General features: G+C 61.4%; 24 protein-coding genes. 14 read left to right on the plus strand and 10 right to left on the minus strand.

What is annotated here, in order from left to right:
* Positions 1–76 precede the first annotated feature (76 nt).
* Genes AC3ISR_RS14775 through AC3ISR_RS14785 form a run of 3 tightly spaced genes read right to left on the minus strand, consistent with a single transcriptional unit; the run spans position 77 to position 3,150 of the window.
* The gene (locus AC3ISR_RS14775; RefSeq protein WP_489324332.1) at positions 77–2,041 is read right to left on the minus strand and encodes an FUSC family protein; all 1,965 of its coding nucleotides are present in this window, start codon (positions 2,039–2,041) and stop codon (positions 77–79) included.
* Positions 2,041–2,949: an efflux RND transporter periplasmic adaptor subunit gene (locus AC3ISR_RS14780; RefSeq protein ID WP_463983790.1), complete on the minus strand. Its 909-nt coding sequence runs from the start codon at positions 2,947–2,949 to the stop codon at positions 2,041–2,043. Before AC3ISR_RS14780 ends, AC3ISR_RS14775 begins: the two co-directional genes overlap by 1 nt.
* A gap of 12 nt (positions 2,950–2,961) precedes the next feature.
* Positions 2,962–3,150, minus strand: coding sequence for a DUF1656 domain-containing protein (locus AC3ISR_RS14785; protein WP_192299975.1), 189 nt, complete (start codon positions 3,148–3,150; stop codon positions 2,962–2,964).
* Positions 3,151–3,293: 143 nt separating this feature from the next.
* Here AC3ISR_RS14785 and AC3ISR_RS14790 point away from each other — a divergent pair, with 143 nt between their 5' ends.
* The gene (locus tag AC3ISR_RS14790) at positions 3,294–4,136 is read left to right on the plus strand and encodes an AraC family transcriptional regulator (protein WP_192299974.1); all 843 of its coding nucleotides are present in this window, start codon (positions 3,294–3,296) and stop codon (positions 4,134–4,136) included.
* A 173-nt stretch (positions 4,137–4,309) separates the two neighbouring features.
* On the plus strand, positions 4,310–4,525 hold the full coding sequence (locus tag AC3ISR_RS14795; protein ID WP_463983791.1) for a hypothetical protein: 216 nt from the start codon (positions 4,310–4,312) through the stop codon (positions 4,523–4,525).
* 35 nt (positions 4,526–4,560) lie between these two features.
* Here AC3ISR_RS14795 and AC3ISR_RS14800 read toward each other — a convergent pair whose 3' ends face one another.
* Positions 4,561–4,995 (minus strand): hypothetical protein, encoded by a 435-nt coding sequence (locus AC3ISR_RS14800; RefSeq protein ID WP_192299972.1) that lies wholly within the window; start codon positions 4,993–4,995, stop codon positions 4,561–4,563.
* A gap of 243 nt (positions 4,996–5,238) precedes the next feature.
* Between AC3ISR_RS14800 and AC3ISR_RS14805 the strand changes: the two genes are divergently transcribed.
* A complete protein-coding gene (locus AC3ISR_RS14805; RefSeq protein ID WP_192299971.1) occupies positions 5,239–5,802 on the plus strand; it encodes a GNAT family N-acetyltransferase in 564 nt (187 codons plus the stop codon).
* A gap of 44 nt (positions 5,803–5,846) precedes the next feature.
* On the opposite strand, the gene AC3ISR_RS14810 is transcribed toward AC3ISR_RS14805, so the two are convergent.
* Both AC3ISR_RS14810 and AC3ISR_RS14815 read right to left on the minus strand, forming a co-directional pair.
* A complete protein-coding gene (locus AC3ISR_RS14810) occupies positions 5,847–6,764 on the minus strand; it encodes a universal stress protein (protein ID WP_489324333.1) in 918 nt (305 codons plus the stop codon).
* A 101-nt stretch (positions 6,765–6,865) separates the two neighbouring features.
* Positions 6,866–8,104, minus strand: a complete 1,239-nt coding sequence (locus tag AC3ISR_RS14815) for an MgtC/SapB family protein (RefSeq protein WP_192300135.1) — start codon at positions 8,102–8,104, stop codon at positions 6,866–6,868.
* 386 nt (positions 8,105–8,490) lie between these two features.
* Here AC3ISR_RS14815 and arcD point away from each other — a divergent pair, with 386 nt between their 5' ends.
* The 3 genes from arcD (at position 8,491) to AC3ISR_RS14830 (ending at position 11,527) form a co-directional block, all read left to right on the plus strand.
* Positions 8,491–9,981, plus strand: coding sequence for an arginine-ornithine antiporter (gene arcD / locus AC3ISR_RS14820; protein WP_192299969.1), 1,491 nt, complete (start codon positions 8,491–8,493; stop codon positions 9,979–9,981).
* A gap of 86 nt (positions 9,982–10,067) precedes the next feature.
* Positions 10,068–10,610, plus strand: a complete 543-nt coding sequence (locus AC3ISR_RS14825; RefSeq protein WP_192299968.1) for an Hsp20/alpha crystallin family protein — start codon at positions 10,068–10,070, stop codon at positions 10,608–10,610.
* Between the two features lie 179 nt (positions 10,611–10,789).
* Positions 10,790–11,527: a helix-turn-helix domain-containing protein gene (locus AC3ISR_RS14830; RefSeq protein ID WP_489324334.1), complete on the plus strand. Its 738-nt coding sequence runs from the start codon at positions 10,790–10,792 to the stop codon at positions 11,525–11,527.
* A gap of 63 nt (positions 11,528–11,590) precedes the next feature.
* On the opposite strand, the gene AC3ISR_RS14835 is transcribed toward AC3ISR_RS14830, so the two are convergent.
* Positions 11,591–12,664 carry an NAD(P)-dependent alcohol dehydrogenase gene (locus AC3ISR_RS14835; RefSeq protein ID WP_226456897.1) on the minus strand — a complete coding sequence of 358 codons (1,074 nt, stop codon included), beginning with the start codon at positions 12,662–12,664 and terminating at the stop codon, positions 11,591–11,593.
* A 218-nt stretch (positions 12,665–12,882) separates the two neighbouring features.
* On the opposite strand from AC3ISR_RS14835, the gene AC3ISR_RS14840 reads away from it, so the two are divergent.
* Positions 12,883–13,809 (plus strand): universal stress protein, encoded by a 927-nt coding sequence (locus AC3ISR_RS14840; RefSeq protein ID WP_463983796.1) that lies wholly within the window; start codon positions 12,883–12,885, stop codon positions 13,807–13,809.
* 13 nt (positions 13,810–13,822) lie between these two features.
* On the opposite strand, the gene AC3ISR_RS14845 is transcribed toward AC3ISR_RS14840, so the two are convergent.
* Positions 13,823–14,374, minus strand: coding sequence for a cytochrome b (locus tag AC3ISR_RS14845; RefSeq protein WP_192299964.1), 552 nt, complete (start codon positions 14,372–14,374; stop codon positions 13,823–13,825).
* Positions 14,375–14,608: 234 nt separating this feature from the next.
* On the opposite strand from AC3ISR_RS14845, the gene AC3ISR_RS14850 reads away from it, so the two are divergent.
* The 4 genes from AC3ISR_RS14850 to AC3ISR_RS14865 all read left to right on the plus strand — a co-directional run bounded on the left by AC3ISR_RS14850 (position 14,609) and on the right by AC3ISR_RS14865 (position 18,279).
* Positions 14,609–15,271: a response regulator gene (locus AC3ISR_RS14850; RefSeq protein ID WP_192299963.1), complete on the plus strand. Its 663-nt coding sequence runs from the start codon at positions 14,609–14,611 to the stop codon at positions 15,269–15,271.
* Entirely contained in the window at positions 15,268–16,638 is a 1,371-nt protein-coding gene (locus AC3ISR_RS14855; RefSeq protein WP_192299962.1) for an ATP-binding protein, read from the plus strand. Before AC3ISR_RS14850 ends, AC3ISR_RS14855 begins: the two co-directional genes overlap by 4 nt.
* 112 nt (positions 16,639–16,750) lie before the next feature.
* Entirely contained in the window at positions 16,751–17,029 is a 279-nt protein-coding gene (locus AC3ISR_RS14860) for a hypothetical protein (protein ID WP_192299961.1), read from the plus strand.
* 107 nt (positions 17,030–17,136) lie between these two features.
* Complete coding sequence (locus AC3ISR_RS14865; protein WP_489324335.1) at positions 17,137–18,279, plus strand: helix-turn-helix domain-containing protein; 1,143 nt, start codon at positions 17,137–17,139, stop codon at positions 18,277–18,279.
* Positions 18,280–18,443: 164 nt separating this feature from the next.
* Here AC3ISR_RS14865 and treS read toward each other — a convergent pair whose 3' ends face one another.
* Positions 18,444–20,507, minus strand: a complete 2,064-nt coding sequence (gene treS / locus AC3ISR_RS14870; RefSeq protein ID WP_192299960.1) for a maltose alpha-D-glucosyltransferase — start codon at positions 20,505–20,507, stop codon at positions 18,444–18,446.
* A 291-nt stretch (positions 20,508–20,798) separates the two neighbouring features.
* Positions 20,799–21,566 (minus strand): PAS domain-containing protein, encoded by a 768-nt coding sequence (locus AC3ISR_RS14875; RefSeq protein WP_489324336.1) that lies wholly within the window; start codon positions 21,564–21,566, stop codon positions 20,799–20,801.
* A gap of 189 nt (positions 21,567–21,755) precedes the next feature.
* On the opposite strand from AC3ISR_RS14875, the gene AC3ISR_RS14880 reads away from it, so the two are divergent.
* Genes AC3ISR_RS14880 through AC3ISR_RS14890 form a run of 3 tightly spaced genes read left to right on the plus strand, consistent with a single transcriptional unit; the run spans position 21,756 to position 25,305 of the window.
* Positions 21,756–23,381 (plus strand): APC family permease, encoded by a 1,626-nt coding sequence (locus AC3ISR_RS14880; RefSeq protein WP_463984767.1) that lies wholly within the window; start codon positions 21,756–21,758, stop codon positions 23,379–23,381.
* Positions 23,382–23,393: 12 nt separating this feature from the next.
* Positions 23,394–24,320, plus strand: a complete 927-nt coding sequence (locus AC3ISR_RS14885; RefSeq protein WP_192300432.1) for a 4-hydroxyproline epimerase — start codon at positions 23,394–23,396, stop codon at positions 24,318–24,320.
* Between the two features lie 37 nt (positions 24,321–24,357).
* Positions 24,358–25,305: a dihydrodipicolinate synthase family protein gene (locus tag AC3ISR_RS14890; RefSeq protein ID WP_305390893.1), complete on the plus strand. Its 948-nt coding sequence runs from the start codon at positions 24,358–24,360 to the stop codon at positions 25,303–25,305.
* Positions 25,306–25,339: the final 34 nt, after the last annotated feature.

The raw sequence follows: 25,339 nt of genomic DNA on the forward strand, positions 1-25,339 counted from the left end.
TTGAAATCCAAATAGTCGGCGCGCAGAAGCCTACGGCGCCCGTGTGGTGCCATGCGGTCATGCCTGGGTGTATGACTCAGGGCGTGGAACGCGCGAGCTGCGCGTATTGCTCCAGCAGCCAGGCCAAGTCTTGGTAACTGGTCGCTAAAGCGTGCGCGCCAAGCCTTCTCATCGACCTTGATGTGCGGCGAGCCTGCGCCGCGCAGATCGTCGGGTCACCCGCCCAACGAGCTATCCGCCGGGCGCCGCTTTGTGCGCAATGGGCGACGGGCGAGCCCGGCTCAACACGCTTCGCCTTAGCCTGTAACCGGCGCAATTGCTTACTCAATTGCAGGGACATGTAGCCCGCCCGGTAATCGTGCCGGTTATCGGCGCCGAGCAAATTGATCAACGCGACGATTCGAGATTGCTGCCTGGCCTGCCACTTAGCGTGGTCGATCGTGCTTGCAAGACGAAGTAGCTGGCGTGTGTGCTTATGCAGTGAACGTTTCAACGCCCGAATATGTTTAACCGGATCTCTGGGCAAGATCTGGAATGCCAATAAGCAGATCAGCATTGCAACAATCCACGCCAGCGCCTGGTTCGCAAAGTCGGCGAAATCATAGGAGGCGATGGCACCCGTGCTTACCAGGGTGTTGAACCCGATCAGGTAGGCGATGCCTTGCAAGGCGTGACGCGGTTGGCTCGTCGCATGGACCCCCAACGACCAGAACGCCGCCAACAGCATAAATAACAGCGGGAAACCGTTGATCTGGGGCATCAACAGGAACTTGCACAGCGCAGCCGCCACAATGGCGTAGAGCGTGCCACGTATAAAACTGGCCATACCCTGCGCCGGCGCCGCGGCCGTGGCCAGCAGCGTGCAACCTGGGCCCAAGACTGCCAGCAGCGTCGGCCCTTGATTCCAGCCGCTGAAGTACCAGACCGCCCCCGTGGCCAGGGTTGCGAGCACGGCCCGGATGCCGTTTCGTGCCGCGTCCGCGTAATGGCGGTGGTAGCCCACGGCGCGGACCTGCGCCGGGCGTCGCTGATCGAGGCTGGAGAAGTTCAGCAAGGCCTCAGTCAAATCCGTCAATTGCTCGTGCAAGCGTTCGCTGAACAACCGCGAGCCTTGAGTTGAGTCTGCATGCTCATCCGCCAAGCGACGCAGTTGCCCTACCGTATCGGCCGCCACCTGGAAGGTGCAGCGACTACCCGCCAGGCGCTCACCCAGTTGCAGTAGCGCGCTGGCATTGTCCGCCAGCAGCACGGGATCGACGCCAGGGGCGGCATCGTCCAGGTGCACGTCCAGCACCGCCGATTGCAAATGCGCCAGGCCTGCTTGAATCGCCAGTTGCCGGGAGCGAATCAGCGCCGACTCCCCACGGGCGAGTCCCAGTTGATCGTCCACCTTGCCGATGTCCATCGCGAGCTGGTGACGTTGTGCTGTCAACGCTGCGATAGGCTCGCTGGTGAGTCGCGCGGCGAGCAGTCGGGCACTGCGGGCACAGATGCCAACCAGCGCGCTGCGCACCTTGCCCTCCATGGTCTTGGCACTGAACAGCGTGACCACCAGGCTCAAGCTCAGCACCCCCAATGCGACCGCCGTACCACGGGTGATGATGTGCTCAAACCCCAGTTGCGGCGCAACGATGGCAGGGCCCAGCGCCAGGCAGACGGTATAGCCCGCCACCACCGCCGCCGTGGCCTGATAATGGCACAAAACGGTCATTGCACTGACGCACAGGCCCAGCCACAGAGCGATACCGAGCAGGAACAACAGCATCTGTTGTGCGAACAGGCCTGTCAGCACTACCGCCGCGACCAGGCCGACCAGGGTACCCAGCATCCGATAGACACCCTTGCCACGAACCGCCCCCTGGATGGGCTGTAGCAACAACAACACGGTGGATGCGCCCGCGAACGGGGCGTCCAGATGCAGTTCAAAGCCAAGCCACAGCGCCAGACCTGCGGCCAAGATACTGCGCAACACGTAGAAGAACGTGACGGACGTCCAGGGCCGCGCAATGCTCGCGAAAAGGTGTGTCAGCCGGCTCGTCATCACAGGAACGCCTGCAGCCATTGGGTGAGCCGCCAGCGTGGCGCAGCGCTCGACTCCTTGACTTCGACACTGGCGGTCATGCCCGCCACCAACTCCACGCCCTCCGGCACCTGATCCAACTCAATGCGCACGGGTACGCGCTGGGCCAACCGAATCCAGCTGAAGGTCGGGCTCACCTCGGGCAAGCCGTTGGCATTACGCACTTCATTAACATCGGCGATCCCCCTGCCCATGCTTGCCACGTGCCCTTCCAATAGCGGGGCAAACCCCATCAGCTTGATGGAGACCGGGGAGCCGACCCGCACGGCCGGCAGCTTGGTCTCCTCAAAATAGGCCGTGACCCAGAAACTATGGCCATCGACGACGAACAGGTTGGTAATGCCAGCCTGTGCGTAGTCACCGGGTTGCAAGCGCAGTTGAGTGACGTAGCCGTCTACCGGCGAACGAATGGTCGTGCGCTCCACGTCGAGCTGCGCTTGGGCGACCTGGTGGGCAGCTGCGTCCAGGCGCGCTCGGGCAACGGCCAGGTCGCGGGCGGCGTTATCAATCTCTTCCTGGGCAATGGCCCCGGCCAACTGGGCTCGCCGCTTGAGTTGGGCGCTGCGTTGCTCGAACACACTGCGCGCCTCGGCAAACTGCGCCGTGCGCTGCTGTAGGGCCAATTGATAAGCGCGCGCATCGATGCAATAGAGCAAATCGCCCTTTGCCACCCATTGATTGTCCCTGGCTGGCAACCGATCGACTTGGCCGGACACCTCCGGAGCGATACGGATAACCTGCGCACTGACCCTCCCGTCACGCGTCCACGGGGCCAGGACGTACGCCCGCCATAGTTGCAAACAGAACACCAGGGCCAGCACACCAAGCAACAGGGTGAGCGCCGGTTTGAGAATTTTGACGATAGACATGACCTGCCCCACTCAACAATTGACGACCATCGTCGACAGGACGATGAGCGAGACAAAAAAACGCGCCAGTGCCGGGTGCCAGGCCCAATCCAGCCAACGGCGGGTCAGGTTCTCGATAAGCGTGTAGGCCAGGACCGACACGCCCAGGTAGATCAACAAAGGTGGGAAATACAGGTTGGCGATGGAGACTTCGCTAAACATGGCAAATACCGGGTTCAAGGGGCTGTAGCATCTCCCCTTCCTGCAGGGGGCTTGTTGATGATGCTAAGCAATTACCACCACTGCCGATATTGAGTAGACTGCCAGAATATAATCAAATCCAGACAACCTCTCGATTGCATGCCATGGCCGAAATCCAACCTTTACACGTCGATCAGTTCGAGTACGACACGCTTGTTCAACCTGCCGTCGCACTGAGGCTGGAAACACAACGCAACGACAGTGAGTCCGCGGTACACAAGCACCGCAAGGGGCAACTGGTCGTGGCGTATGGCGGTGGCATTGTGTGTACGGGCGAGGACGGCGTGTGGATGGTCCCGTCGGGTTTTGGCGTGTGGATACCAGGGGGCGTGGCCCACAGCAACCGTGTGACGGCCAACGGGCAGGTGTGCTTTCTGTTCGTAGAGCCCGGCGTTGCGTTACTGCCAGACCACTGCTGTACGCTGGCGCTGTCGCCCCTGATCCTCGAGCTGATCCTCCACCTCAGTGACCAGGCCCAGAATTACCCTCCACACTCGCGCACTGCGCGGCTGGCCAACGTGTTGCTGGAAGAGCTTGAGCTGGCCCCCACCGAACAGCTGTACCTGCCGTTGCCGGCATCAACCGCGCTTCGCACAATCGCTCGGGCGCTGGCGCAAGATCCAGCCAATCGCGCCACCATGGCGAGCTGGGCGCACCATGTGGCCATGAGTGAACGCTCGCTGTCGCGCCTGGTAAAAGGCGAAACGGGCCTGACCTTCGGCCAGTGGCGCAAGCAATGGCAGATCATTGTCGCGCTGCAAAGCCTGGCCGAGGGGTTGTCGGTACAGAGGACGGCCGAAGCCCTCGGCTACGAGTCAGTCAGCTCGTTTATCTCCATGTTTCGTAAAACCCTGGGCACCTCTCCGGCACGCTACCTGCGCAACACTGCTCTTCCCGCCAAGAACTCCGGTCATCGCGCTTCTGCCGTTGCGTCGGTTCCCAGGTGATCAACCTTACGTCCCACTTTTGACCTTGCTCCAGATCCGCGCACGCACGCGCGCTCATTTGAGGAGTGGAGAACGTGCACGAAGTCTAGGTTGCGAGGCAGCCGGTGACGATAACCCGCTGTTGTTACCCCGAAGGCGTTAAGCTACGCCCCCCCGAGCGACGGAGCCCCCGGATGACACAATGGCGAACACAAGGCACATCGAGCAAGGCGTGGACCTATGCACTCCTGGCCTGCATGCTCCTGTTTACCTGCTTCACGGGGGCGATCTGGCCGGACGGCTACACGTCCAATCGCAAGCGGGTGTTCACCCCAGGCTTCCTGGTGGTTTGCACGATGGTGGCGGTGGTTGAGTTGTTAGTGCTGAACCACTTTTACGGCGTGCGTTAAGACCGCTGGGCCGAGCACTCTGATGAAATCCAGCCTCAGGCGGTGGTACTGACCAACGTACCCGACGTGTCGCTACCCTCGGCGGTCACTGCCTGCAACAACGCTGCCGTAGCGGTCTGCAATGCCGCCGTCGTCGCAGCAATCTGCACCTGGGCCGCGGCAACCGCAGCCGCCTTGGCCTCTTCACTTAGCTTGCCGGACTGGGCTTTTTGCAGCGCCTGCTGCTGGGCCTGAAGTTGCTTTTGCAACTGTTCAATCTGTTTTTTCAGTTGTTTGACAGTGTCGGACGTTTGCGTCGATGAACTGCCGGAAGCCCCGCCACCGGCAGCAGTTGCGCGTTTGCTGGCACTGGTGGCGGTAGTCGCGGTGGTGCTGCTCGACGACTCGGCAGTCGTGTCTGCGCTCGCGGGACTGGTGGCCGCTGGCGTGGTAGGAACTGCGCTTGGAACAGTGGCGACATTGACGATCATATTGAGTACTCGGTTGCGACTGGAAGAGCTGCTGCGGATATTTCAATTTGTTTCTGGGCCCTGCAGGGCAACTTTATACGCTGCACTGCCAGCATCACGCCAGCCCTGTTGGGCTGAACTTAGCGTAAGAAGGCCGTATCTCTGATTCAGATCAGATTCTTGCCCCGCCGGTGGCGTACAAAAGAAGCGTCTGCGGGGTGTGCTGTGCGCGCCCGTGTTTTAAACCGAACAGAGGGTTTACTCATGCTTAGCGTCAAAGAGCACAATGAACGGGCCGCCGCGATTTATGCCACGAGCACCGGCCAACACTGGATTGAAGCGCTCACGGACGGCCGCCACGTGCTGATCAGGCCCTTGAGCGAAAAGGATCGGGAGCGTGAATACGCTTTCATCAAACACTTGTCGCCCGAATCGCGGCACATGCGTTTTCTGGGGCAGATCAGCGAGCCGTCCGGGACCTTGCTTAATCAATTGATGGACACCGATAACCGGCTGCGCATGGCCTACGTGGCGTTGGTGCATGACAATGGTCAACTGATCGAGATCGGTGTAAGCCGCTATGCCGCCACCGGCGAGCATGAATGTGAATGTGCCGTGACGGTCGCGGATGAATGGACGCATCTGGGGTTGGGGACGCTGCTGATGAAGCACCTGATCAAGGCGGCGCACAACAATGGTATGCGCCGGATGTATTCAGTCGATGCCGCCAGCAATGCGCCCATGCGCGACCTGGCCCAGGCGCTGGGCTTTGCGCGGCAGGCTGACCCTGCAGACCCCCACCAGGTGATTCACAGCCTACGCTTGTAACGTCTGGCCCCGACGAGCGTCGGGGCGCTCGCCGGCTGCGGCCGCTATAGCCCCCGGCCCGGCTTGATCGCCAACAGGCTACAAGGCGCACGGTGCAGGAGCTGTTCGGCAGTGGTGCCCAACAGTTTGCTCAGCCCTTTGTGTTGCACCGTACCCGCCACAATTACATCGACTTGGTGTTGTTCGACGAATTGGCAAATGACCGACACCGGTACACCCTCGATGAAGTGACGGCAGTCGGCCGCAACGCCATGGCGCTCGGCTATCGCCGCGAACGCTTCACGCTGTGCCACGCCCTCGGCTTCGTAAATGCCGGTGGCCAGGGGCAAGGCGCCGAAGCCCATGTCCAGCGTGTACGCAGCCGTCCAGTCGTACGCATGCAGCAATTCAACCTGAGCATTGCAGACCTCGGCCAGTTTCGACGCGGCAGCGAGAATCTGATCGTTGAATACCAGGTCCTGGTCTTCGCTGCGCAACACATCAATGATCGCCAGGATACGACGGGGGTGCGGGTTCTGGGCGTTGGTCACCAGGTGCACCGGGACCGGGCAATCCCGCAACAGTTGCCAGTCCAGTGGGGTGTAGAACACCCGTTTCACCACCGACTCCTCGCGGGCATCCTTGATGATCATCGTCAGCGGCATTTCTTTGATGAAGTGCAGGATCTCCGCATACGGATCGCGCACCCACACCACCTCGCTGGTGACCGTGACACCGTATTCGCGCATCCGGCTCGCCTGTTCTTCAAGCCAGTGGCGGTGCTTTTCCAGATACGCATCGCGGACCGCGGCGATCTGTTCGGGCGCGAACAGGTCGGCCACCGCCAGCGCCTGTAAATAGTCAAACGCCACGATATGCAGGGGCTGTCGCAAGGCTTGCGCCAACGCCGCTGCACGTTCGAAGGCCGGCGTATGGGTCATGGCTGACGGGGCGATCAAGAGTAAACGCGGTATCTGTGACATGGTGCACCTCGGCACTTGAGCGATGGCTGGGAATACTCCAAGGCTGATCCCCTCGCCCGACGACCCACTTGATCTTTGTCAGTCATCGGGCAAATCATCGTTCAATGCACCAGCAGCGCGACCCACATGGCCGAGGTCAGCAGAATCTGCCCGGGGATGACATACGTGGCAAAGCGTCGCCCACCGCTGATCCAGGCCAACAGGCATTTGCTCAGCGCATTGCTGCTGACCGCCAACAGCACGGGCGGGGCAACGGCGCTATAGGCCAGGTGCCCGCCTTTGGCAAGCGAGGCAATCGAGGCCGTGGACGAATGGGCGTCGGCCAAGCCGCTGAAGATGGCCGTGAGCATCACGCCCGTCTGACCAAAACGATCAAGCATCAGTGACGATAAAAACGTCATCCCGGCCATGGTCAAAGTGACCGCCAGCGCAAGTTTGAGGTTGAACGCCCCGCCGACCTTGATCGGCCGGCTGGCGATACCCGCGGTTTTCGGGAAGAGCAGGCAAGCGCTGAACAGCAGCGTGACGCCAAGCCCGGCCAGCAGCGGCCCCCACATGTACGGCAACAAGGCGGTATCGACCGCGCCGAGGATCAGTGCAACCTGGGCCACCGTGGCCAGATTCGACAGAATGGCCGCCGCACTCAATACCTTGAGGTTATCCGGCTCTTTGCGCGCAATGTGCCCCATCGCCGCGATGGTCATGGTGCTGGAGGCAAAACCGGAGGCGATGGCGCTGACGACATAGCCGTAACGAACACCCAACGTGCGCACGGCGATATGGCCAATGGCCCCCACCGCCATCAGCATCACGGTCAATGTGCACAAGGTGCGCAAGTTGAGCGCCGAGTAGGGACCGATGAAGCGATCAGGGGTCAGCGGCAACACCACCAGCGCAGCGATCAGCAACACCAGGCCGTCGCGCATCTCGGCTTCGGTCAACTGGCTACGGGCAAAGTGATGGAGTTTCTCTCGGTAAGCCAGCAACCCCGCCATCACCACGCCAATGGCAATCGCCTGTTCCGGTGCTGTACCGCACAGTGCACCAAGCAACAACACCGTGAGCAAGGCCACTTCGCTGGTCACGCCCGGATCGCTGCCCAGGCTGCGCCAATAGGCCACACTGACCAGCAATGCCAGGCAGCCGCCCACGATCCCCAGCAATAGCGCTCCGCCAACCTGCATCGCCACGTAACCCAGCAACGCTGTGATCGCAAACGTGCGCAACCCGGCACAGGCACGGCTGTCGCCCCGACCTTTATGCCGTTCGCGCTCAAGACCGATCAACAGCCCGATCCCCAGCGCCGCGGCGGCGCCCGCCAGCCCCGGTGTTTCATGCATGGCGGCGCAACCCCGGCGGTTGCGTCGGGCCGGGCCTGGCATTGGCCGAAAACCGTCTGCGCGGCGTCCTGGTTATCAACATTCACCTCCGGCTGATGGTCGTGTCTGGCCCATATTCAGGGCGCCCAAGACGTTTGCTGCAAGGCTCTCCCGCTGACCCAGACTGCGCCGGGCGACGTTGCCGGGAGTTGATCATGATCAACAATCCGGGTGGGACACCCTCACGCCCTGGATGACGACGTGCGTCGCGGCTGCCCGAAAACACGGTGTGTTTACACTTTCTGACTTAAATCAAACGACCACTGAGGATTCACGGGGACATTTGAGCCAGCATTCACACCACCCTACGCGGTGAGTGTAGAAACCCTCGTTTCGTGGAGGCTTCTATGACTACGCACCTGCAAGACACCCACTCAACCGTTCCTCCCGCAGGGCAACCCATCGCAGGCAGTTTGCAAAGAGCCGACTCCCGGCGGCTCTCCCTGAGCCTGCTGGTGGCCCTTGTGATCGGTTCGATGATTGGCAGCGGCATTTTCAGCCTGCCGCAGAACATGGCCGCCCATGCGGGTGCCGGAGCGATCCTGATAGGTTGGGTGATCACCGGCATCGGCATGCTTTCGTTGGCGCTGGTTTATCAAACCTTGTCCAACCGCCAGCCGGCGCTGGACAACGGCGTATTCGCCTACGCCCGGGTCTTGGGGGGCGAGTTCCTCGGGTTCAATTCCGCCTGGGGCTACTGGATCAGTGCCTGGATCGGCAACGTCAGCTACCTGGTGATTCTGTTTGCAGCCTTGAGTTACTTCTTCCCGATGTTCGGCGAAGGCAATAACGCCGTCGCCGTTGCCGGCGCCTCGATACTGCTGTGGTCGCTGCATTGGATGATTTTACGAGGCATGCGCACCGCGGCCCGCGCCAATGCACTGACGACGGTGGCCAAAATCGTGCCCTTGTTGCTGTTCATCGGCCTGGTGATCGTGGCCTTCCGGCGCGAAACCTTCGCTGTCGGCTTCTGGGGCTCGCCTGATTTGGGCAGCACCCTCGATCAAGTCAAAAGCACCATGCTGGTGACCGTTTGGGTGTTCATCGGGATCGAAGGGGCCAACGTTTTCTCGGCGCGTGCGGCCGAACGCAAAAATGTCGGGCGTGCCACCGTGATCGGGTTCGTCATCACCTTGTTGCTGTTGATTGCGGTGTCCCTGTTGTCACTGGGCATCCTCAAGCAACCCGAGCTGGCGACCTTGAAGAACCCGTCCATGGCCGGTGTGCTTGAGGCTGCGACCGGCCCTTGGGGCGCGGTGCTGATCAGCATCGGCTTGATCATCTCGGTGGGAGGCGCCCTGCTCGCCTGGACGCTGTTGGCCGCCGAGTCGGTCTTCACGCCGGCCAAAGAGAACGTCATGCCTGGGATGCTGGCAACGGAAAACGTGCACGGTGTGCCCAGCCATGCGCTGTGGATCACCAACGGCTGCATTCAGCTGTTTCTGTTGCTCACGCTTTACTCAAGCGCCAGCTATCTCGCGCTGATTTCCCTGGCGACCTCAATGATTCTGCTGCCGTACCTGTTCAGCGGCCTCTATGCCCTGAAACTGGCCTGGCAAGGCCTGACTTACGAGGGCCATTCTGGCCTGCGAGCCCGTGACGCGGGCATTGCCTTGGTAGCCACGGTGTATTGCGTGTGGCTGCTGTATGCCGCCGGCCCCAAATACATGCTGCTCAGTGCCTTGCTGTACGCGCCAGGCTCGTTGATTTATCTGGCCAGCATGAAAGCCCGTCAGGGCCAACCCCTCAACGGCGCCGAAACGGGCCTGTTGATCATCATCTGGGCCGCCGCGGCCTTTGCCGGCCGAATGTTGTGGACGGGGGCACTGACCTTGTGAGGAGCGCGCTCACACCGTGTTTTTTCAGGGCGGCCTGGCGTACCGGGAGTGTGCCGCCTGCCCTTCACCCAAGAGGAGTCGTCAAGATGAGCAATTCCGAGAAAAAAATGCCGATCCAGACCGAGGCCAAGTCCAATCAGCATCCCTTGTCGTCAGACCTGTGGCAGCCCTTTGAAAAACTCCGGCAGCAGGTCGATCACCTGTTTGCCGATTTCAATCGCGGTTCAGGGCTGTCGCCCTTCAGTCGCGGCTTGTTTGATCTCGAACCACTGTGGCGGCACGAACGGATCGGCCAGCGCCTGCCCGCCGTGGACATCACCGAGAAGGACAAAAGCTTTGAAATCAGCGCCGAACTGCCCGGCATGGATCAGAAGAGCATCGAGCTCAAGCTGTCCAACGGCAACCTGATCATCAAGGGGGAAAAGAAAGCGGAGAAGGTTGAAAAAAACAAAGGCTACCACCTCAGCGAGCGTCACTACGGCTCGTTTGAACGGGTATTCAGCCTGCCCAAAGGTGTGGATGCCGAGAAGATCGAAGCCAGCTTCAGCAATGGCGTACTGAACATCTCATTGCCCAAGAAGCCCGAAGCCATGAAGGCGGACAAGGTCGTGCCCATCAAGGCCGACTGAGGCTTGCCCCACTTGCCCCTGCCAGGATAACGACAGGGGTTTTCTTTGATCACAGGGTTCACGCCATCACCGCAGGACCGTTCGTCGCCTTTTATTGAATTAAATTGAACCAAACGAACGTATGAACTTTTGCGCCGCTACTCTTAGCTGACTTTTACAGGGGGGGCGCAAGGTCAGCCATGTCTGAAGTCAACTATCAGCGCCGCTCCGTCAAGGCGGCCTGCGCCAATTGCGGCGTGCTGGAGTTGTGCCTACCGCTCGGGCTTACAGGGCGAGAGGTCGAACGCCTGGACCAAATGATCTTGCAGCGCATCAAGGTCAAAAAAGGCAATGCACTGTATCGCACCGGCGACCCATTCAGTGCGCTGTACGCAGTGCGCATCGGCTCCTTCAAAACCACTGCACTCACGGTTGATGGTCGCGAGCAGGTCACGGGCTTCCAGATTTGCGGCGAGATGCTCGGCCTGGATGCCATCAGCAGTGGTGCACACGCTGGAAATGCCTTTGCCTTGGAGGACAGTGAGGTCTGCCCTATTCATTACCGGCATCTGGAGCGACTCGCGCGGGACCTGCCTTCGCTGCAACACAACCTGAACAAGATCTTCAGCCGCGAAATCGTTCGCGATCACGAGGTGCTGATGATGCTGGGCAACATGAATTCAGATGAACGCCTCGGCGCTTTTCTGCTGAACCTATCGCAACGCTTGAGTATGCGCGGGTACTCGTCCAGCCATTTTGTGCTGAAAATGTATCGGGAGGACATCGGTTCCTACCTGGGCCTGCGCCTCGAAACCATCTGCCGGAGCATCGCTCACCTGCGTGAACTGGGACTGGTGGAAATAAGCGGGCGCGAGGTCAATATCCAGAATATGGAGGGGCTCAGACAACTGATCACAGGCTGCCATCGCCTGCGCTGACAGCCGATGCGGCTCACTCAACGACGCAATCGAGTGAACCGCAGGCCGATGCCACGCCCCGGGTCACGGCGTGATTGCAACTTTCATGACCCCGTCCCGCTGGTGTGCAAACAGGTCGTAGGCCGCTTCAATGTCGTCGAGACGGAATCGGTGAGTGACCAGCGGCGACAGATCCACCAACCCGCTACGCACGACGGCCATCAAGCGGCGCATACGTTCCTTGCCGCCAGGGCACAGCGTCGTAACGATGCTGTAATCGCCCAGCCCTGCCGCAAAGGCATCGAGCGGTATGTGCAGGTCTTTGGAATACACGCCCAGGCTCGACAGGCGACCACCGGGACGCAATACGCGCAACGCCGATTCAAAGGTGCCCTGGGTGCCGAGCGCTTCGATCGACACATCCACCCCGCGCCCGTCGGTCAGGGCCATGATCTGTTCGACCACATCGCCGTCCTTGAAATTGACCACATGGGTAGCCCCCAATCCACGCGCCACCGTCATGCGCTCGGCCACGGCATCCACCCCTATGATGGTGCTGGCGCCTTTGAGCCGGGCACCGGCAATTGCACACAAGCCAATCGGCCCCAGGGCAAAGACGGCTACGGTATCGCCGATCTTCACTTCACCGCGCTCGGCGCCGGAAAAGCCGGTGGACATGATGTCCGGGCACATAAGCACCTGTTCATCACTCAGGCCGTCGGGAATCGGGCAGAGGTTGGCCAACGCATCAGGCACCAGCACATATTCAGCCTGGCAGCCGTCGATGGTGTTGCCGAACTTCCAGCCGCCGATAGCCCGAAAACCATGGCGAGTATCCGGGCCATCCTGGGAACCACAGCCACACAGGCAGGCGTAACTCTGGCCGCTGGGGGTGATGGCGCCGGCAATCACGCGCTGCCCTTCGACAAATCCACGCACCTGGGACCCCAGCCGCTCGATGATGCCCACCGGCTCGTGACCCACCGTCAGGCCCTTGGCCACCGGGTATTCGCCTCGCAGGATGTGCACATCCGTACCGCAAATGGTGGTGGTGGTTATTCGAATCAATGCGTCCAGCGGGCCGACCTCCGGAATCGGCTTGTCTTCGAGCACGATGCGATTGTTTTCGACGAATATCGCCGCTTTCATAGTGGCCATTATCTTCTCCTGGTGGGTTCGACGCTTGGCCCAGGCTGCACCGGACTGCCTGGCCCGGGTTTGATAATGATCAATAAAGCGAGACGTACCGCCGGGTGGACCACCTGTCAGGCAACCGGATGCGGGTATGCGTTGTTTGACAAAGATCAACCAGCCGGATCGCGCCAGGCGCAGCCTGTTGGCATCGACTCGACACACCTTGCCAAGGGAGCTTCGCCATGTCCGGACAACCGCGTTTCATGCTGATCATCTCACCGCTGATGGAACACAGCCCCGCCTTGGACCGGGCCGCGGCACTCGCCAAGGCGTCGGATGCGGCCCTGCATATCGTGGCCTTCGACTACCTTGACGGGCTGGCGACAGCCGGTATGGTCAACGAGCAGGCACTGGAACAGATGCGCATCGGCTACGTCGAACGTCATCGCCAATGGTTGGAAGACCAGGCACGGCCACTGCGCAACATCGGTATAGCCGTCACCACCGAGGTGGTCTGGGTGGAACGAGCGCTGCAGGAAATTCTCACTCATCTGAGAGAGCAGCCCATGGCGGTGCTGATCAAGGCCTTGGTCCCGGAGCCGTTCATGTCGCGCCTGATGTTTACGCCGCTGGACATCCACTTGTTACGCGAATGCCCGGTGCCGCTGCATTTTGTCAGCCACGCCAAGCATGCCCTGCCGCGCAAGATCCTCGCCGCTGTGGACCCGTTTCACCGCGACGGCCAATACGCCGACCTCAACGACAGAATCCTGCGCGAAGCGGTGAAACTGGCCAGCGCCTGCAATGCTGAGCTGGATGTGCTCTACGCCCATGACCTGTCATCGAGCAGCGCCAATGAACTTGGCATCGATAAGGCCATGGCGTTTTTCTCCTCAGGTGCCGCCAAGTCACTATTGGATGCCCAGGCCGATGCTTTCCGCGTGCTGGCCGAACGCAACGGGATTCCAGAAGAACGCCGGCACCTGGTCATGGGCAACCCGGCCAAGGTGCTCTGCAACTACGCCGCCAGCTACGACATCGACATGGTGGTCATGGGTCGCGTCGGCCACCGGGGTATCAGCCAGTTGATCGGCAGCACGGTGGAACGGGTGTTGTACAAAATGCCGTGCAGCGTATGGGTAGTTTCACCGCACCCCCTGTCGGACTGAACATCCAGGCCTACTAGGAGCGCTCACGCCCACCCAGCATGCGGTCCAGGGTGTTGTCCCGCACCCAATAGTGATGCAGCAACCCTGCCGCCGCATGCAGGCCGATCAGCCAATAGCCCGCACTGCCAAGCCATTCGTGCCACCCCTTGAGCTGCTTGGCCAGGTCGGGGTCGACCGCCACCAGCGCCGGCAGATGAAAGCCGAAGTACGGAAAGGCTTTGTCGCCGGCGGCGAGCATCAGCCAGGCCAGCACCGGGGTGACGATCATCAACACATACAGGGCCAGGTGCATCAGGTGCGCGAGTGCGGTCTGCCATGCCGGCGGTGTCGGCGTGATCGGCGGGCGCGGCGACAGGCGGGCGAGCAGGCGAACCCACACCAGGACGAAGATGCTCGCGCCAAACACCCCATGCAATCCCATGAACAGGCTTCGCGCCTCGCTGCCTCGGGGCAGCAAGCCCTTGATTTCAACGCAGGCATAGACACCGACGAACAGCACCAGCATCAGCCAGTGCAAAGTGATCGACAGTTTTCCATAACGGGTGACAGCGGTGTCGCGGGTCATAATAGCCTCGTGATGATCGTAAGCGACGGCCGATTCGTTCGGCAGTCTCGAGTCGGTTGCCACCCTGCTCTGATAGTCTTAAGACAATCTGAAGATCGACGGTTACGTCGGTTTTTTTACCTTCAGCCTTGGTTAAGAAATGGCCCGGATACTCCACTCGCCGCCCCCCTTGGGAGCGGCGTTGCGCCCATGGCCGGTGGGCGTGAACAACAATCCCGACTCAAAGGAGTCCGTGTGCGTCTATTACTGATCGAGGATGATGTGGCCCTCGGCGAGGGCGTTCAGCAGGCGCTGGGGCGCGAAGGCTATACCGTCGACTGGCTCAAGGATGGCGCCAGCGCGCTGCACGCCTTGCTCAGTGAAACCTTTGACCTGGCGGTGCTCGACCTCGGCCTGCCGCGCATGGACGGTCTCGACGTATTACGCCGCCTGCGTGACAGCGGTTCAAACCTGCCGGTGCTGATCCTCACCGCCCGTGATGCCACCGAAGACCGCATCGCAGGGCTGGACGCCGGCGCCGACGACTACCTGATCAAGCCCTTCGACCTCGCCGAACTCAAGGCCCGCCTGCGCGCCTTGCTGCGACGCAGTGCAGGGCGCGCGCAAATGCTGATCGAACACGCCGGTATCAGCCTCAACCCCGGCACCCAGCAGGTCAGCTATCTCGGCCAGCCGGTGGTGCTCACGCCCAAGGAGTATCAACTGCTGCACGAGCTGCTGTCGCCACCGGGCCGGGTCATGACCCGCGATCAACTGACACAGCTGCTCTACGGCTGGAACGAGGAAGCCGAAAGCAACACCCTGGAGGTGCACATCTATCACCTGCGCAAGAAATTCTGCGCCGACCTGATCCGCACCATTCGCGGCGTAGGCTACCTGGTGGAGGAGCGCCCATGAGCTCGATCCGCCGCCGTAGCCTGACCCTGGTCATCGGCCTGATGCTGGCCGGCCTGGCAGTGCTCAGCCTTTTCAGCCTGCACGACAGCAACCACGAAATCGCCGAGGTCTACGACGCGCAATTGGCGCAGAACGCGCGCCTGCTGCAAGGCGTCATGCGCATGCCGTTGGCCGGGCAGGAACGCGCCAACCTGTATCAAGCCTTCAACTCGGCGCTGGCTGAAGCCGTGCCTCGGGGTGATGGCCATCGCTACGAAAGAAAGATCGCCTTTGAGGTGTGGAACCCCCAAGGCGAAGTCCTGGTGCGCACCGCCAGCGCGCCTTCCTTTTCCACGCCACCCACCCAGCCCGGCTTCAGTGATACGCAAGACCTGAACAAGCACCACTGGCGGTCCTTCCTCCTGGAGGATAAACAGAACGGTTTGCGCATCTGGGCCGGCGAACGCTATGACGTGCGTGCGGAACTGGTCAGTCGCATCGTCCGCCATACGTTGTGGCTGAACCTGATCGGCAGCCTGGTGCTTGCCACAATGATCTGGTTCGCCATCGGCTGGGGCCTCAAACCCCTGGCCAACATGGCCGCGACCCTGCGCGCGCGGCACAGTGGCGCCCTTGAACCGCTGCAACTGACGCCGCTGCCCAGCGAGCTGGAGCCGATGCAGACCGCGCTCAACCGCATGCTCGCGCAGATTCAGGAGGTGTTGGGGCGTGAACGGCGCTTCATCGCCGATGCCGCCCACGAAATGCGCACGCCCCTGGCGGTACTGCGGGTTCACGCGCAAAACCTGCTGGAGGCCGGCACCGAACAGGAGCGCCACGAGTCACTCGAATTTCTCATCGCCGGCGTCGATCGTACCAGCCGCCTGGTCAGTCAATTGCTGACCATGGCCCGACTCGAACCCCAGGCCACCGCGCCCGCCTACAAACCCATCGACCTCGGCGAAACCGTCCGCAACAGCCTGGTGCAGCTCACGCCATGGCTGCTGAGCAGGCACCTGGAACTGGCTTTTGACGTCAGCGACCACCCCTTCAACACCCTCTCCGATCCCATTGCCATCGACATCGCCCTGAACAACCTGATCAGCAACGCTGCCAACTTCTCCCCGGAACATGGCGTGATCACTGTGCAACTGACCCAGGCTGACGGGTTTTACCACTTGAGCGTCGACGATCAAGGCCCAGGTATCCATGAGGCGGACCGGGCGCGGTTGTTCGAACGCTTCTACAACCGCGGCAACCCTAAGGGCGCGGGGTTGGGGCTGACCATCGTCAACACCATCGCAACCCGATTGGGTGGGCGAATCGAGCTGGCTAACCGAGCAGAAGGCGGCCTGCGGGCGACACTGTCGATTCCGATCAACGCGTAAGCCGCCCCTACGCCGCTCAGGGAACAATACGCCAGCGCCGCTGGGGTGAACTTGGCATAAAAAAGCCTTAACATGCGGCGTTCGGCTACACACCCCAAGGAAGAAATCACTGATGAGCACGACCGTTTACTGGCTACGTTTATTGGCCTCCATCCCGGTTTATGGCTTATCCATCTTGGTGTGGGTCCAAACCCCCAGGTCTATCCTTGATGCCATCCGGCTATGGCGCCGGGGCTACCTGAGTTCGTACGAGATCGGCCTGACGATTGGCTATGTGGCCGGTAGCCTGTTGGCTGCGGTGGTTGCCTACGGCATCTGGCGATTGGCGCGCTACTTGCGCACTGCCTACTTCAGGAAACAACCCAAACCCGCCCCAACCCCCTGGCCCTAAACCTGTAGTGAGCGGGCTTGCCCCGGTACAAACCGGGGACATCGTTTACATATCTAACCGGGGACATGGTTTACAGGTTAATACGCATGATCAGGAGGTAACTGATCATGCCCTGGAACCAAGAGTCTCCCATGGATCAACGAATCAAACTGGTCATCGACTGGCTTTCTGGTGACTTCAGCAAAAGCCAGCTAGCTCGGCGCTTCGGCGTCAGTCGACCAACTGTAGATAAATGGATCTCTCGTCACGTTGACGGCGATTTGAAGTCGTTGGCAGAGCTGTCTCGACGACCTCATACCAGCCCAAACAAGACTGACGATGAGATCTTGGCTCGCATAGTGGCGATGAAAGAAACCCACGATAAATGGGGGCCGAAGAAGCTTGTCAGGCTATTACGAATCGAGGATCCGTCAGTCGCCTGGCCATCGCCCAGCACGGCAGGCCAATGGCTTGACCGGCTTGGGCTTGTCAGTAAACGGCGCTTCAAGCGACGGCACAGCACTGCTCACAGGGAAATGCGCGAAGCCAACGAGCCCAACAAGACGTGGTGCGTTGATTACAAGGGGCAGTTCAAGATGCTCAACGCCCAGATGTGCTATCCCCTGACCGTTACGGACCATGCCTCTCGCTTGATTTTGGCCTGCAGGGCTCACCCCAAAATCAAGACCTTGCCCGTCAAACAGGCATTCGAGAGGCTTTTTCAAGAGTACGGGATGCCGGAAGTCATTCGCTCTGACAACGGCGTTCCTTTTGCTTCTCCAGGCCTGGCAAGAATGTCCACACTGGCAGTTTGGTGGATCCGCCTGGGTATTTACCCGGAGCGAACCATGCCGGGAAGACCTGCCCAGAACGGCCGGCACGAACGGATGCATCGTAGTTTGAAGTTTGAGTTGCCACTGGGGAAAAACCTGGTTGAGCAGCAGCTCTTGCTGGAGCATTTTCGACATGAATTCAATTACATACGACCTCACGAGGCGCTGGGCATGAAGCGCCCGGGTGAAGTATATGTGCCGTCTACTCGACCTTATCCAGGATGTCTGCCGGATGTGGAGTATGCCGCGGAAATGAAAGTACGAAGCGTCAGACAGAACGGCTCAATCATGTGGAAAGGAAAGTTGTTGTTTGTAAGCGAAGCGCTATCAGGAGAGCGGATTGCGCTCAAAGAAGTTGAAGATGATGTTTGGGATCTGTACCTGTGTGACTATCCCCTAGGGAGGCTTGGACGAGGCATGGGCCGCGTCCAAGCCTAAAATGTGTAAACGATGTCCCCGGTTTCAGATGTAAAGGATGTCTACGGTTCTACACCCGCGCTGGGGGGCGCAGCCGCCCCAAATCCAGGCACCTCGTTCTTCCTGACCCACTGCGGCGTACCGTTTGGGGCGGCTTCGCCCCCCAGCGCGGGCAAGCCCGCTCACTACATGGGGGTAGTGCTGACGATTCGTAAGGCCAAGCCTTCGTATGCATCCAGGGTAATGGTGAATTCACCCTCCTGCGTCAGATCCCCCTCGACCCGTTCATTGATAATGTCCACCACCGGCCCTGGCGCAATGCCGGGCAGGCGCAGGGTTTCGGTAAGCGGTGTGGCGCCGAAGTTGAGCGCGGTGATCTGGGTGCCTTTGCCCGCCGGCAGTTCGTGGACCATGATCAGCAACCCCGGGTGCTGCACATCCGGCACCAGGATCTGGCGGCTCGCGGCAATGTCGTACGCGCGGCGCACCGCGAGGATTTTTTGCAACTGCGAGGCAAACGATTCAGGGTCCTGCAATTGGCTGTTCAGGCTGCCGTACAAGCTGTGCGCACGGGGCATGTGCCCGGCCGACTGTTCGGCGGCGGGGTTCAAGTCCACCAGGTCGTAGGCGCCACGGTGAATCCAGCGCGTATCGCCATCGCCCATCAAATGCGCCACCTCATCCGCCGGCAACGGCAACGCCCCCACCAGATCCCAGCCGGACAAGGCAAATACCCCCGGCTGCATGGCGTTGTACATCACCAGCAGCAGATGGATCTGTCGGATTTGCCCCACATCCTCCGGCGTGATCGCCGCCAAATCGCGAATCCCCAACGCCGCCGTGATGATGCTGGCCGTGGTGCAGGCCACGCCATTGGTGACGAACTTGAGGTTGTACGGCGCCTGTTCACCCGTCAGGCGTTCATACATCTGCTCGCGGATGTGCTCGCGCAGGCTGTTGCCGGGAAAGGTCTGGCCCTGGTAAACGAAGCTGTCGTGGGCATGCAACGTCCAGAAGTGCACCAGTTCCAGGGTCAGTTCATCGTGGTTTTGCAGCGCATGGATCAACGAACCGGGGTCGATGCCCAGGCTGTGCATCTGGCGCAGCATCAGGCGCAGGAACTCGGTGTCCCCCATCAGCAAGGCGTGCTGGTAGGCAGGCCGGGTAATGAAATCGTAGGACAGGTCCGCACCGCCATGGGACATCGCTGCAATGTCGTCCACGGTCAGGTTCAGCTCCTGGAAACTGAAACCTCCGGCCTTGCGGATCGCGCCGCCGAGCAATTGGTTGCCGGTGATCGACAGCGGATGGCTTTCCGACCAGGCCGTGCCGTCGGCCTTGCGCTCCACGCCAAGGAAACCGTTGGCGTCGAGGCGCAGGATCTTCGCGCCCATTACGTCGATGGCATGCAAGGCGTCGCCGATGATCATCTGCTGCGCGGCGAAACTGGGGTCCAGCCAGTTCAACGACGGCTGGCCTGCCTTGAAGTAATGCAGGTACACCCAGCGGCGCGGTTTGCCGTCCACGCCGATGACCACGGGCGTGGCGCTCCAGTCGGTTTCCTTGACCCCAGGCTCGAAGAAAATCACCCGCTGCAACTGGCCGACGATGTAGTGCTTGTCGCGGAGTGCATCCACCTGCAGCGGGCTGAGGTTGTGCGCATCCTGGCCGTCGACGACCTCGGGCAGCAGTGGCCAGTCTTCTTCGCGGATCTCCACCATGTGGTACAGCCCGGGATAGTCCTCGTAGGCCATCTCGGCCAGGCGGAAGTCGGCGCCTTTGCCGGTGTGGGACGGGATCACGTCATCGATGATCACCGCATTGTGCGCAGCCGCCATGCGCGTCAGCGCCTGCAACTGCGCCTCGCTGCCCAGTTGCGGGTCGATCTGGAAACTGATGCGATCGAAATTGCCGTCGATGGTCGGCGTGTGCCGTGTGCCGCTCAAGCCGCCGGACATCTTCAGCGGGCCGTTATGGATGCCCTGGATGCCGATCTTCGACAGCGCCTGCCACAGGCTTTCATCGCCCAGCGCCTCCAGCACCGTGCCGCCCTCGCGCGTCACGATCGACGCCGGGTACGCGGTGAACCACACCGACGACAACGCTGATGCATCCCGTGGCCGGGTTTGTGCGTAGGGCTGTTGCCACAGGCGCCCGTGCCCGGAATAGAGCCGCGCACGCTGGCGTGCCGCGTGCAGCATCGACTGTTCAACCAGCCAGTTCACATGATCGTTGTCCGGCGCCGTCATAAGCTCAGTCCCTGTCGTGGTGAAATGTTGCTTGTAGACATATGAGGGGGCTGCGCGCCAATCGTTGCATTGCGATGCGCAGTTCGAAATCGGGCGGGTGTTGTTGCGATGCGCAATCACGCGCGGCGATCAGCCTGTAGCCAATACGGCACGGTCAACAAACTGTAGTGAGCGGGCTTGCCCGCGCTGGGTGGCGAAGCCGCCCTGAATCCGGGCACCTCGGTCTTTCAGACACACCGCGGCGTCCCGTTTGGGGCGGCTTCGCCACCCAGCGCGGGGCAAGCCCGCTCACTACAAGCCGTCGCGGTACTGCCGTGGGGTGAATCCGGTGGATGCCTTGAACTGGCGGGTGAACGCGCTGTGGTCGGTGTAGCCGCACTGCAAGGCCACTTCGGTAATCGCCAGGTCGGTGTGCAACAAGCGGTGGGCGTGTTCCAGGCGCACTTTCTGGATCATCTGGCGGGGCGTGAGGTGGAACACGCGCTTGCAGTAGCGCTCCAGTTGCGCCACGGAAATCCCGGCGATCTGAGTCAGCTCACCCAGGGTTACGCGGCGGTTGAAGTGCGTGCGGATGTATTCGTCCACCGCTGCCAGGCGCTGATACGCCGGGTGGGTTTCACTCGCCGATTGCAGGTCCACCGAGATACCGCCGAGGCCGATGATCGCGCCCTCGTGGTTGTACAGCGGCCATTTGTGGGTCAGGCACCAACCCGCTTCGCGAGTGCCGTACAGGTGCAGTTCCAACTGGTCTTCGAGGACAAATCCCTGCTCCAGCACGCGCCGGTCCTGTTCGGTGTAGCCCGGCCCCAGTTGCGCGGGAAACACTTCAGCGCTGGTCTTGCCGAGCAGCGGTTGCAACTGCTTGAGGCCGCAACGTTGCACCAATGTACGGTTGGCGAGCACGTAGCGGGCCCTGGTGTCCTTGATGAAAATCGCCGCATTGGGGATCACATCCAGCATCGGCAACAGTTGCACCATGCCGGCCAATAACTGCTCGATGGTGTGGGGACGATTCACCTCACTGCCTTGGCAAAGGGTCGCAAACGCGGTCGGCATCATCTGTGTTTATCCCTTCGTTGAACCCCTCGACGCGTAGCAGATTGCACCATGCCTGGAGCGCTGTCGAGCGACGCCAACTGTGCCGATTTCGTCATTCATGCACGCAAAAAACATCAATCGCGCCGCCCCTCGTGAGTTCACGCTATGGCCACTGCATGCCTATCCAATAACTCACAAGAAGGCGACGCTATGTCAGGTCAAGGCAAGTTCAAGAAACAACTTTCACTGATGGATCTCACCTTTATCGGCCTGGGTGCCATCTTCGGTTCCGGCTGGTTGTTTGCGGCCAGCCACGTGTCGGCCATCGCCGGCCCTGCGGGGATCATCTCCTGGCTGATCGGCGGTTTCGCGGTGCTGCTGTTGGGCATTGTGTACTGCGAACTCGGCGCCGCCCTGCCCCGCGCTGGTGGCGTGGTGCGTTACCCGGTGTATTCCCACGGCCCGTTGCTGGGCTACCTGATGGGCTTTATCACGCTGATCGCGTTTTCCAGCCTGGTGGCGATTGAAGTGGTCGCCTCGCGTCAATATGCGGCGGCGTGGTTTCCCGAGCTGACCAAAGCCGGTTCCAGCGACCCGACCACCCTCGGCTGGTTGGTGCAATTGGCCCTGCTGTGCGTGTTTTTCATCCTCAATTACCGCAGCGTGAAGACCTTCGCCATCGCCAACAACCTGGTCAGCGTATTCAAGTTCATCGTGCCGCTGTTGGTGATTGGCGTGCTGTTCACCTTCTTCAAGCCGGCGAATTTCCAGGCCCATGGCTTCGCGCCGTTTGGCCTGTCGGGTATCGAGATGGCCGTGTCGGCCGGTGGGGTGATTTTCGCTTACCTGGGGCTGACGCCGATCATCTCGGTGGCCAGCGAAGTGAAGAACCCGCAACGCACGATTCCCATCGCGTTGATTCTCTCGGTGCTGCTGTCGACGACGATCTACGTGCTGCTGCAAACCGCGTTCCTCGGCGGCGTGCCTACCGAGATGCTCGCCGATGGCTGGGCCGGGATCAGCAAGCAATTGGCCCTGCCGTACCGCGATATCGCCCTGGCCCTGGGTGTCGGTTGGCTGGCGTACCTGGTGGTGGCCGACGCGGTGATCTCCCCCAGCGGCTGCGGCAATATCTACATGAACGCCACGCCGCGGGTGGTCTACGGCTGGGCGCAGACCGGCACGTTTTTCAAGATCTTCACGCGTATCGATGAAAAGTCCGGTATCCCGCGCCCGGCGCTGTGGCTGACGTTCGGCTTGTCGGTGTTCTGGACCCTGCCGTTCCCCTCCTGGGAAGCGTTGATCAATGTGGTCTCCGCCGCGCTGATCCTCAGTTACGCAGTCGCCCCGGTGACGGTCGCCGCGCTGCGCCGCAATGCCCCCGATATGGCGCGTCCGTTCCGGGTCAAGGGCATGGCAGTGCTGGGCCCGCTGTCGTTCATCATCGCTGCGTTGATTGTGTACTGGTCCGGCTGGAGCACAGTGTCCTGGCTGCTGGGCCTGCAAATCCTGATGTTCGTGGTGTACCTGCTGTGCGCCCGCTGGGTGCCGACCGCGCACCTCAATCTCAAACAGCAAGTGCGTTCTTCTGCGTGGCTGATCGGCTTCTACGCGGCCATGATCCTGCTCTCCAAACTCGGCAGTTTTGGCGGCATCGGCGCCATCGGTCACCCCCTCGACACCGTTGTGGTCGCCGTCTGCGCCCTGGGCATTTACTACTGGGGCGCGGCGACCGGCGTACCGGCGTATCTGGTGCACCTGGAGTCCGACGACGCTGAAAGCGAAACCGTCGGCGACGCTCACTACGCCACCACGCTGGCCCCGGCCACTCACTGAATGGAGGCTTTTATGAAGCGCTTGCACGTCATCGACTCCCACACCGGCGGCGAACCCACGCGCCTGATCCTGGACGGCTTCCCGGCCCTGAGCGGCAGCTCCATCGCCGCGCAGTTGGACAACCTGCGCAGCGAGCACGATCAATGGCGGCGCGCCTGCCTGCTGGAACCGCGCGGCAATGATGTGCTGGTCGGCGCGCTGTATTGCGCGCCGGTCACACCCGGCGCGACCTGTGGTGTGATCTTCTTCAACAACGCCGGTTATCTGGGCATGTGCGGCCACGGCACCATCGGGCTGGTGGCGTCGTTGCATCACCTGGGGCGCATCGCCCCCGGCGTGCACACCATCGACACGCCGGTCGGCCCGGTCGCCGCCACGTTGCACGCGGACGGCGCCGTCACCCTGCGCAACGTACCGGCGTATCGGCATCGTCAGCAGGTGGCGGTCGATGTGCCGGGCCATGGCCGGGTCCTGGGCGACGTCGCCTGGGGCGGCAACTGGTTCTTCCTGGTCTCGGAACACGGCCAACGCTTGCAAATGGACAACGTCGACGCCCTCACCGACTACACCTGGGCGATGCTCAAAGCCCTCGAAGCCCAGGGCATCCACGGCGCCGACGGGGCGCTGATCGACCATATAGAACTGTTCGCCGATGACGCCACGGCCGACAGCCGCAATTTCGTGATGTGCCCCGGCAAGGCTTACGACCGCTCGCCCTGCGGCACCGGCACCAGCGCCAAGCTGGCATGCCTGGCCGCCGATGGAAAACTCGCACCCGGTGAAACCTGGCTGCAAGCGAGCATCACCGGCAGCCAATTCGAAGGCCGCTACGAATGGGACGGCGAACGCGTGCGCCCATTCATCACCGGCCGCGCCTACATGACCGCCGACAGCACCTTGCTGATCGACGCGCAGGACCCTTTCGCCTGGGGCATCTAAGGCCCCATCCATTTGAACGTTCCAAGGAGTTAGAACAATGAGCGACAACATCTTCACCGGCTGCATTCCCGCGCTGATGACCCCGTGCACCGCTGCGCGCAAGCCGGACTTCGACGCGCTGGTCGCCAAGGGCCGCGAGTTGATCGACGCGGGCATGAGCGCGGTGGTGTATTGCGGCTCGATGGGCGACTGGCCGCTGCTGACCGAGGCCGAGCGTCAGGAAGGCGTGGCGCGCCTGGTGGCCGCGGGCGTGCCGACCATCGTTGGCACAGGTGCGGTGAACAGCCGTGAGGCAGTGGCCCATGCGGCCCACGCGGCCAAGGTCGGCGCCCACGGTTTGATGGTGATCCCGCGTGTGTTGTCCCGCGGTGCGTCCGCCACGGCGCAAAAAGCGCACTTCTCGGCGATCCTCAAGGCCGCGCCCAACCTGCCGGCAGTGATCTACAACAGCCCGTACTACGGTTTTGCGACCCGCGCTGAGCTGTTCTTCGAACTGCGTCGTGAACACCCGAACCTGATCGGCTTCAAGGAGTTCGGCGGTGGCGCGGACCTGCGCTACGCGGCGGAACACATCACCTCCCAGGATGACAGCGTGACCTTGATGGTCGGCGTCGACACCCAGGTGGTGCATGGTTTCGTCAACTGCAACGCCACCGGCGCCATCACCGGCATCGGCAACGCCCTGCCCCGCGAAGTCCTGCAACTGGTGGCCCTGAGCAAACAGGCGGCCAAGGGCGATGCCAAGGCCCGGCGCCTGGCCCGCGAGCTGGAGGCCGCACTGGCGGTGTTGTCATCCTTCGATGAAGGTTGCGACCTGGTGCTGTACTACAAGCACCTGATGGTGCTCAACGGTGACCAGGGCTACGCGCTGCACTTCAACGAGACGGACGTGTTGAGCGACGCCCAGCGCCGTTATGCCGAGAACCAGTACGCACTGTTCCGCCAGTGGTACGCCAACTGGTCGGCTGAGCAGAACTTCAACTGAAGCCTCGTGCGCCGCTGTGCTTTGCGCAGCGGCC

Source organism: Pseudomonas sp. GL_117, assembly GCF_057835125.1.

What these genes read in the sequence shown, in the direction of transcription:
- AC3ISR_RS14800 (WP_192299972.1), bottom strand. Translation starts at nt 4,995, where the DNA reads ATGATCGTCAATGTCGCCACTGTTCCAAGCGCAGTTCCTACCACGCCA.
- AC3ISR_RS14840 (WP_463983796.1), top strand. Translation starts at nt 12,883, where the DNA reads ATGTCCGGACAACCGCGTTTCATGCTGATCATCTCACCGCTGATGGAA.
- arcD (WP_192299969.1), top strand. Translation starts at nt 8,491, where the DNA reads ATGACTACGCACCTGCAAGACACCCACTCAACCGTTCCTCCCGCAGGG.
- AC3ISR_RS14880 (WP_463984767.1), top strand. Translation starts at nt 21,756, where the DNA reads ATGTCAGGTCAAGGCAAGTTCAAGAAACAACTTTCACTGATGGATCTC.
- AC3ISR_RS14815 (WP_192300135.1), bottom strand. Translation starts at nt 8,104, where the DNA reads ATGCATGAAACACCGGGGCTGGCGGGCGCCGCCGCGGCGCTGGGGATC.
- AC3ISR_RS14775 (WP_489324332.1), bottom strand. Translation starts at nt 2,041, where the DNA reads ATGACGAGCCGGCTGACACACCTTTTCGCGAGCATTGCGCGGCCCTGG.
- AC3ISR_RS14845 (WP_192299964.1), bottom strand. Translation starts at nt 14,374, where the DNA reads ATGACCCGCGACACCGCTGTCACCCGTTATGGAAAACTGTCGATCACT.
- AC3ISR_RS14860 (WP_192299961.1), top strand. Translation starts at nt 16,751, where the DNA reads ATGAGCACGACCGTTTACTGGCTACGTTTATTGGCCTCCATCCCGGTT.
- AC3ISR_RS14855 (WP_192299962.1), top strand. Translation starts at nt 15,268, where the DNA reads ATGAGCTCGATCCGCCGCCGTAGCCTGACCCTGGTCATCGGCCTGATG.
- AC3ISR_RS14810 (WP_489324333.1), bottom strand. Translation starts at nt 6,764, where the DNA reads ATGTCACAGATACCGCGTTTACTCTTGATCGCCCCGTCAGCCATGACC.
- AC3ISR_RS14835 (WP_226456897.1), bottom strand. Translation starts at nt 12,664, where the DNA reads ATGGCCACTATGAAAGCGGCGATATTCGTCGAAAACAATCGCATCGTG.
- AC3ISR_RS14780 (WP_463983790.1), bottom strand. Translation starts at nt 2,949, where the DNA reads ATGTCTATCGTCAAAATTCTCAAACCGGCGCTCACCCTGTTGCTTGGT.
- AC3ISR_RS14785 (WP_192299975.1), bottom strand. Translation starts at nt 3,150, where the DNA reads ATGTTTAGCGAAGTCTCCATCGCCAACCTGTATTTCCCACCTTTGTTG.
- AC3ISR_RS14805 (WP_192299971.1), top strand. Translation starts at nt 5,239, where the DNA reads ATGCTTAGCGTCAAAGAGCACAATGAACGGGCCGCCGCGATTTATGCC.
- AC3ISR_RS14795 (WP_463983791.1), top strand. Translation starts at nt 4,310, where the DNA reads ATGACACAATGGCGAACACAAGGCACATCGAGCAAGGCGTGGACCTAT.
- AC3ISR_RS14830 (WP_489324334.1), top strand. Translation starts at nt 10,790, where the DNA reads ATGTCTGAAGTCAACTATCAGCGCCGCTCCGTCAAGGCGGCCTGCGCC.
- AC3ISR_RS14865 (WP_489324335.1), top strand. Translation starts at nt 17,137, where the DNA reads ATGCCCTGGAACCAAGAGTCTCCCATGGATCAACGAATCAAACTGGTC.
- AC3ISR_RS14790 (WP_192299974.1), top strand. Translation starts at nt 3,294, where the DNA reads ATGGCCGAAATCCAACCTTTACACGTCGATCAGTTCGAGTACGACACG.
- AC3ISR_RS14885 (WP_192300432.1), top strand. Translation starts at nt 23,394, where the DNA reads ATGAAGCGCTTGCACGTCATCGACTCCCACACCGGCGGCGAACCCACG.
- treS (WP_192299960.1), bottom strand. Translation starts at nt 20,507, where the DNA reads ATGACGGCGCCGGACAACGATCATGTGAACTGGCTGGTTGAACAGTCG.
- AC3ISR_RS14825 (WP_192299968.1), top strand. Translation starts at nt 10,068, where the DNA reads ATGAGCAATTCCGAGAAAAAAATGCCGATCCAGACCGAGGCCAAGTCC.
- AC3ISR_RS14890 (WP_305390893.1), top strand. Translation starts at nt 24,358, where the DNA reads ATGAGCGACAACATCTTCACCGGCTGCATTCCCGCGCTGATGACCCCG.
- AC3ISR_RS14875 (WP_489324336.1), bottom strand. Translation starts at nt 21,566, where the DNA reads ATGATGCCGACCGCGTTTGCGACCCTTTGCCAAGGCAGTGAGGTGAAT.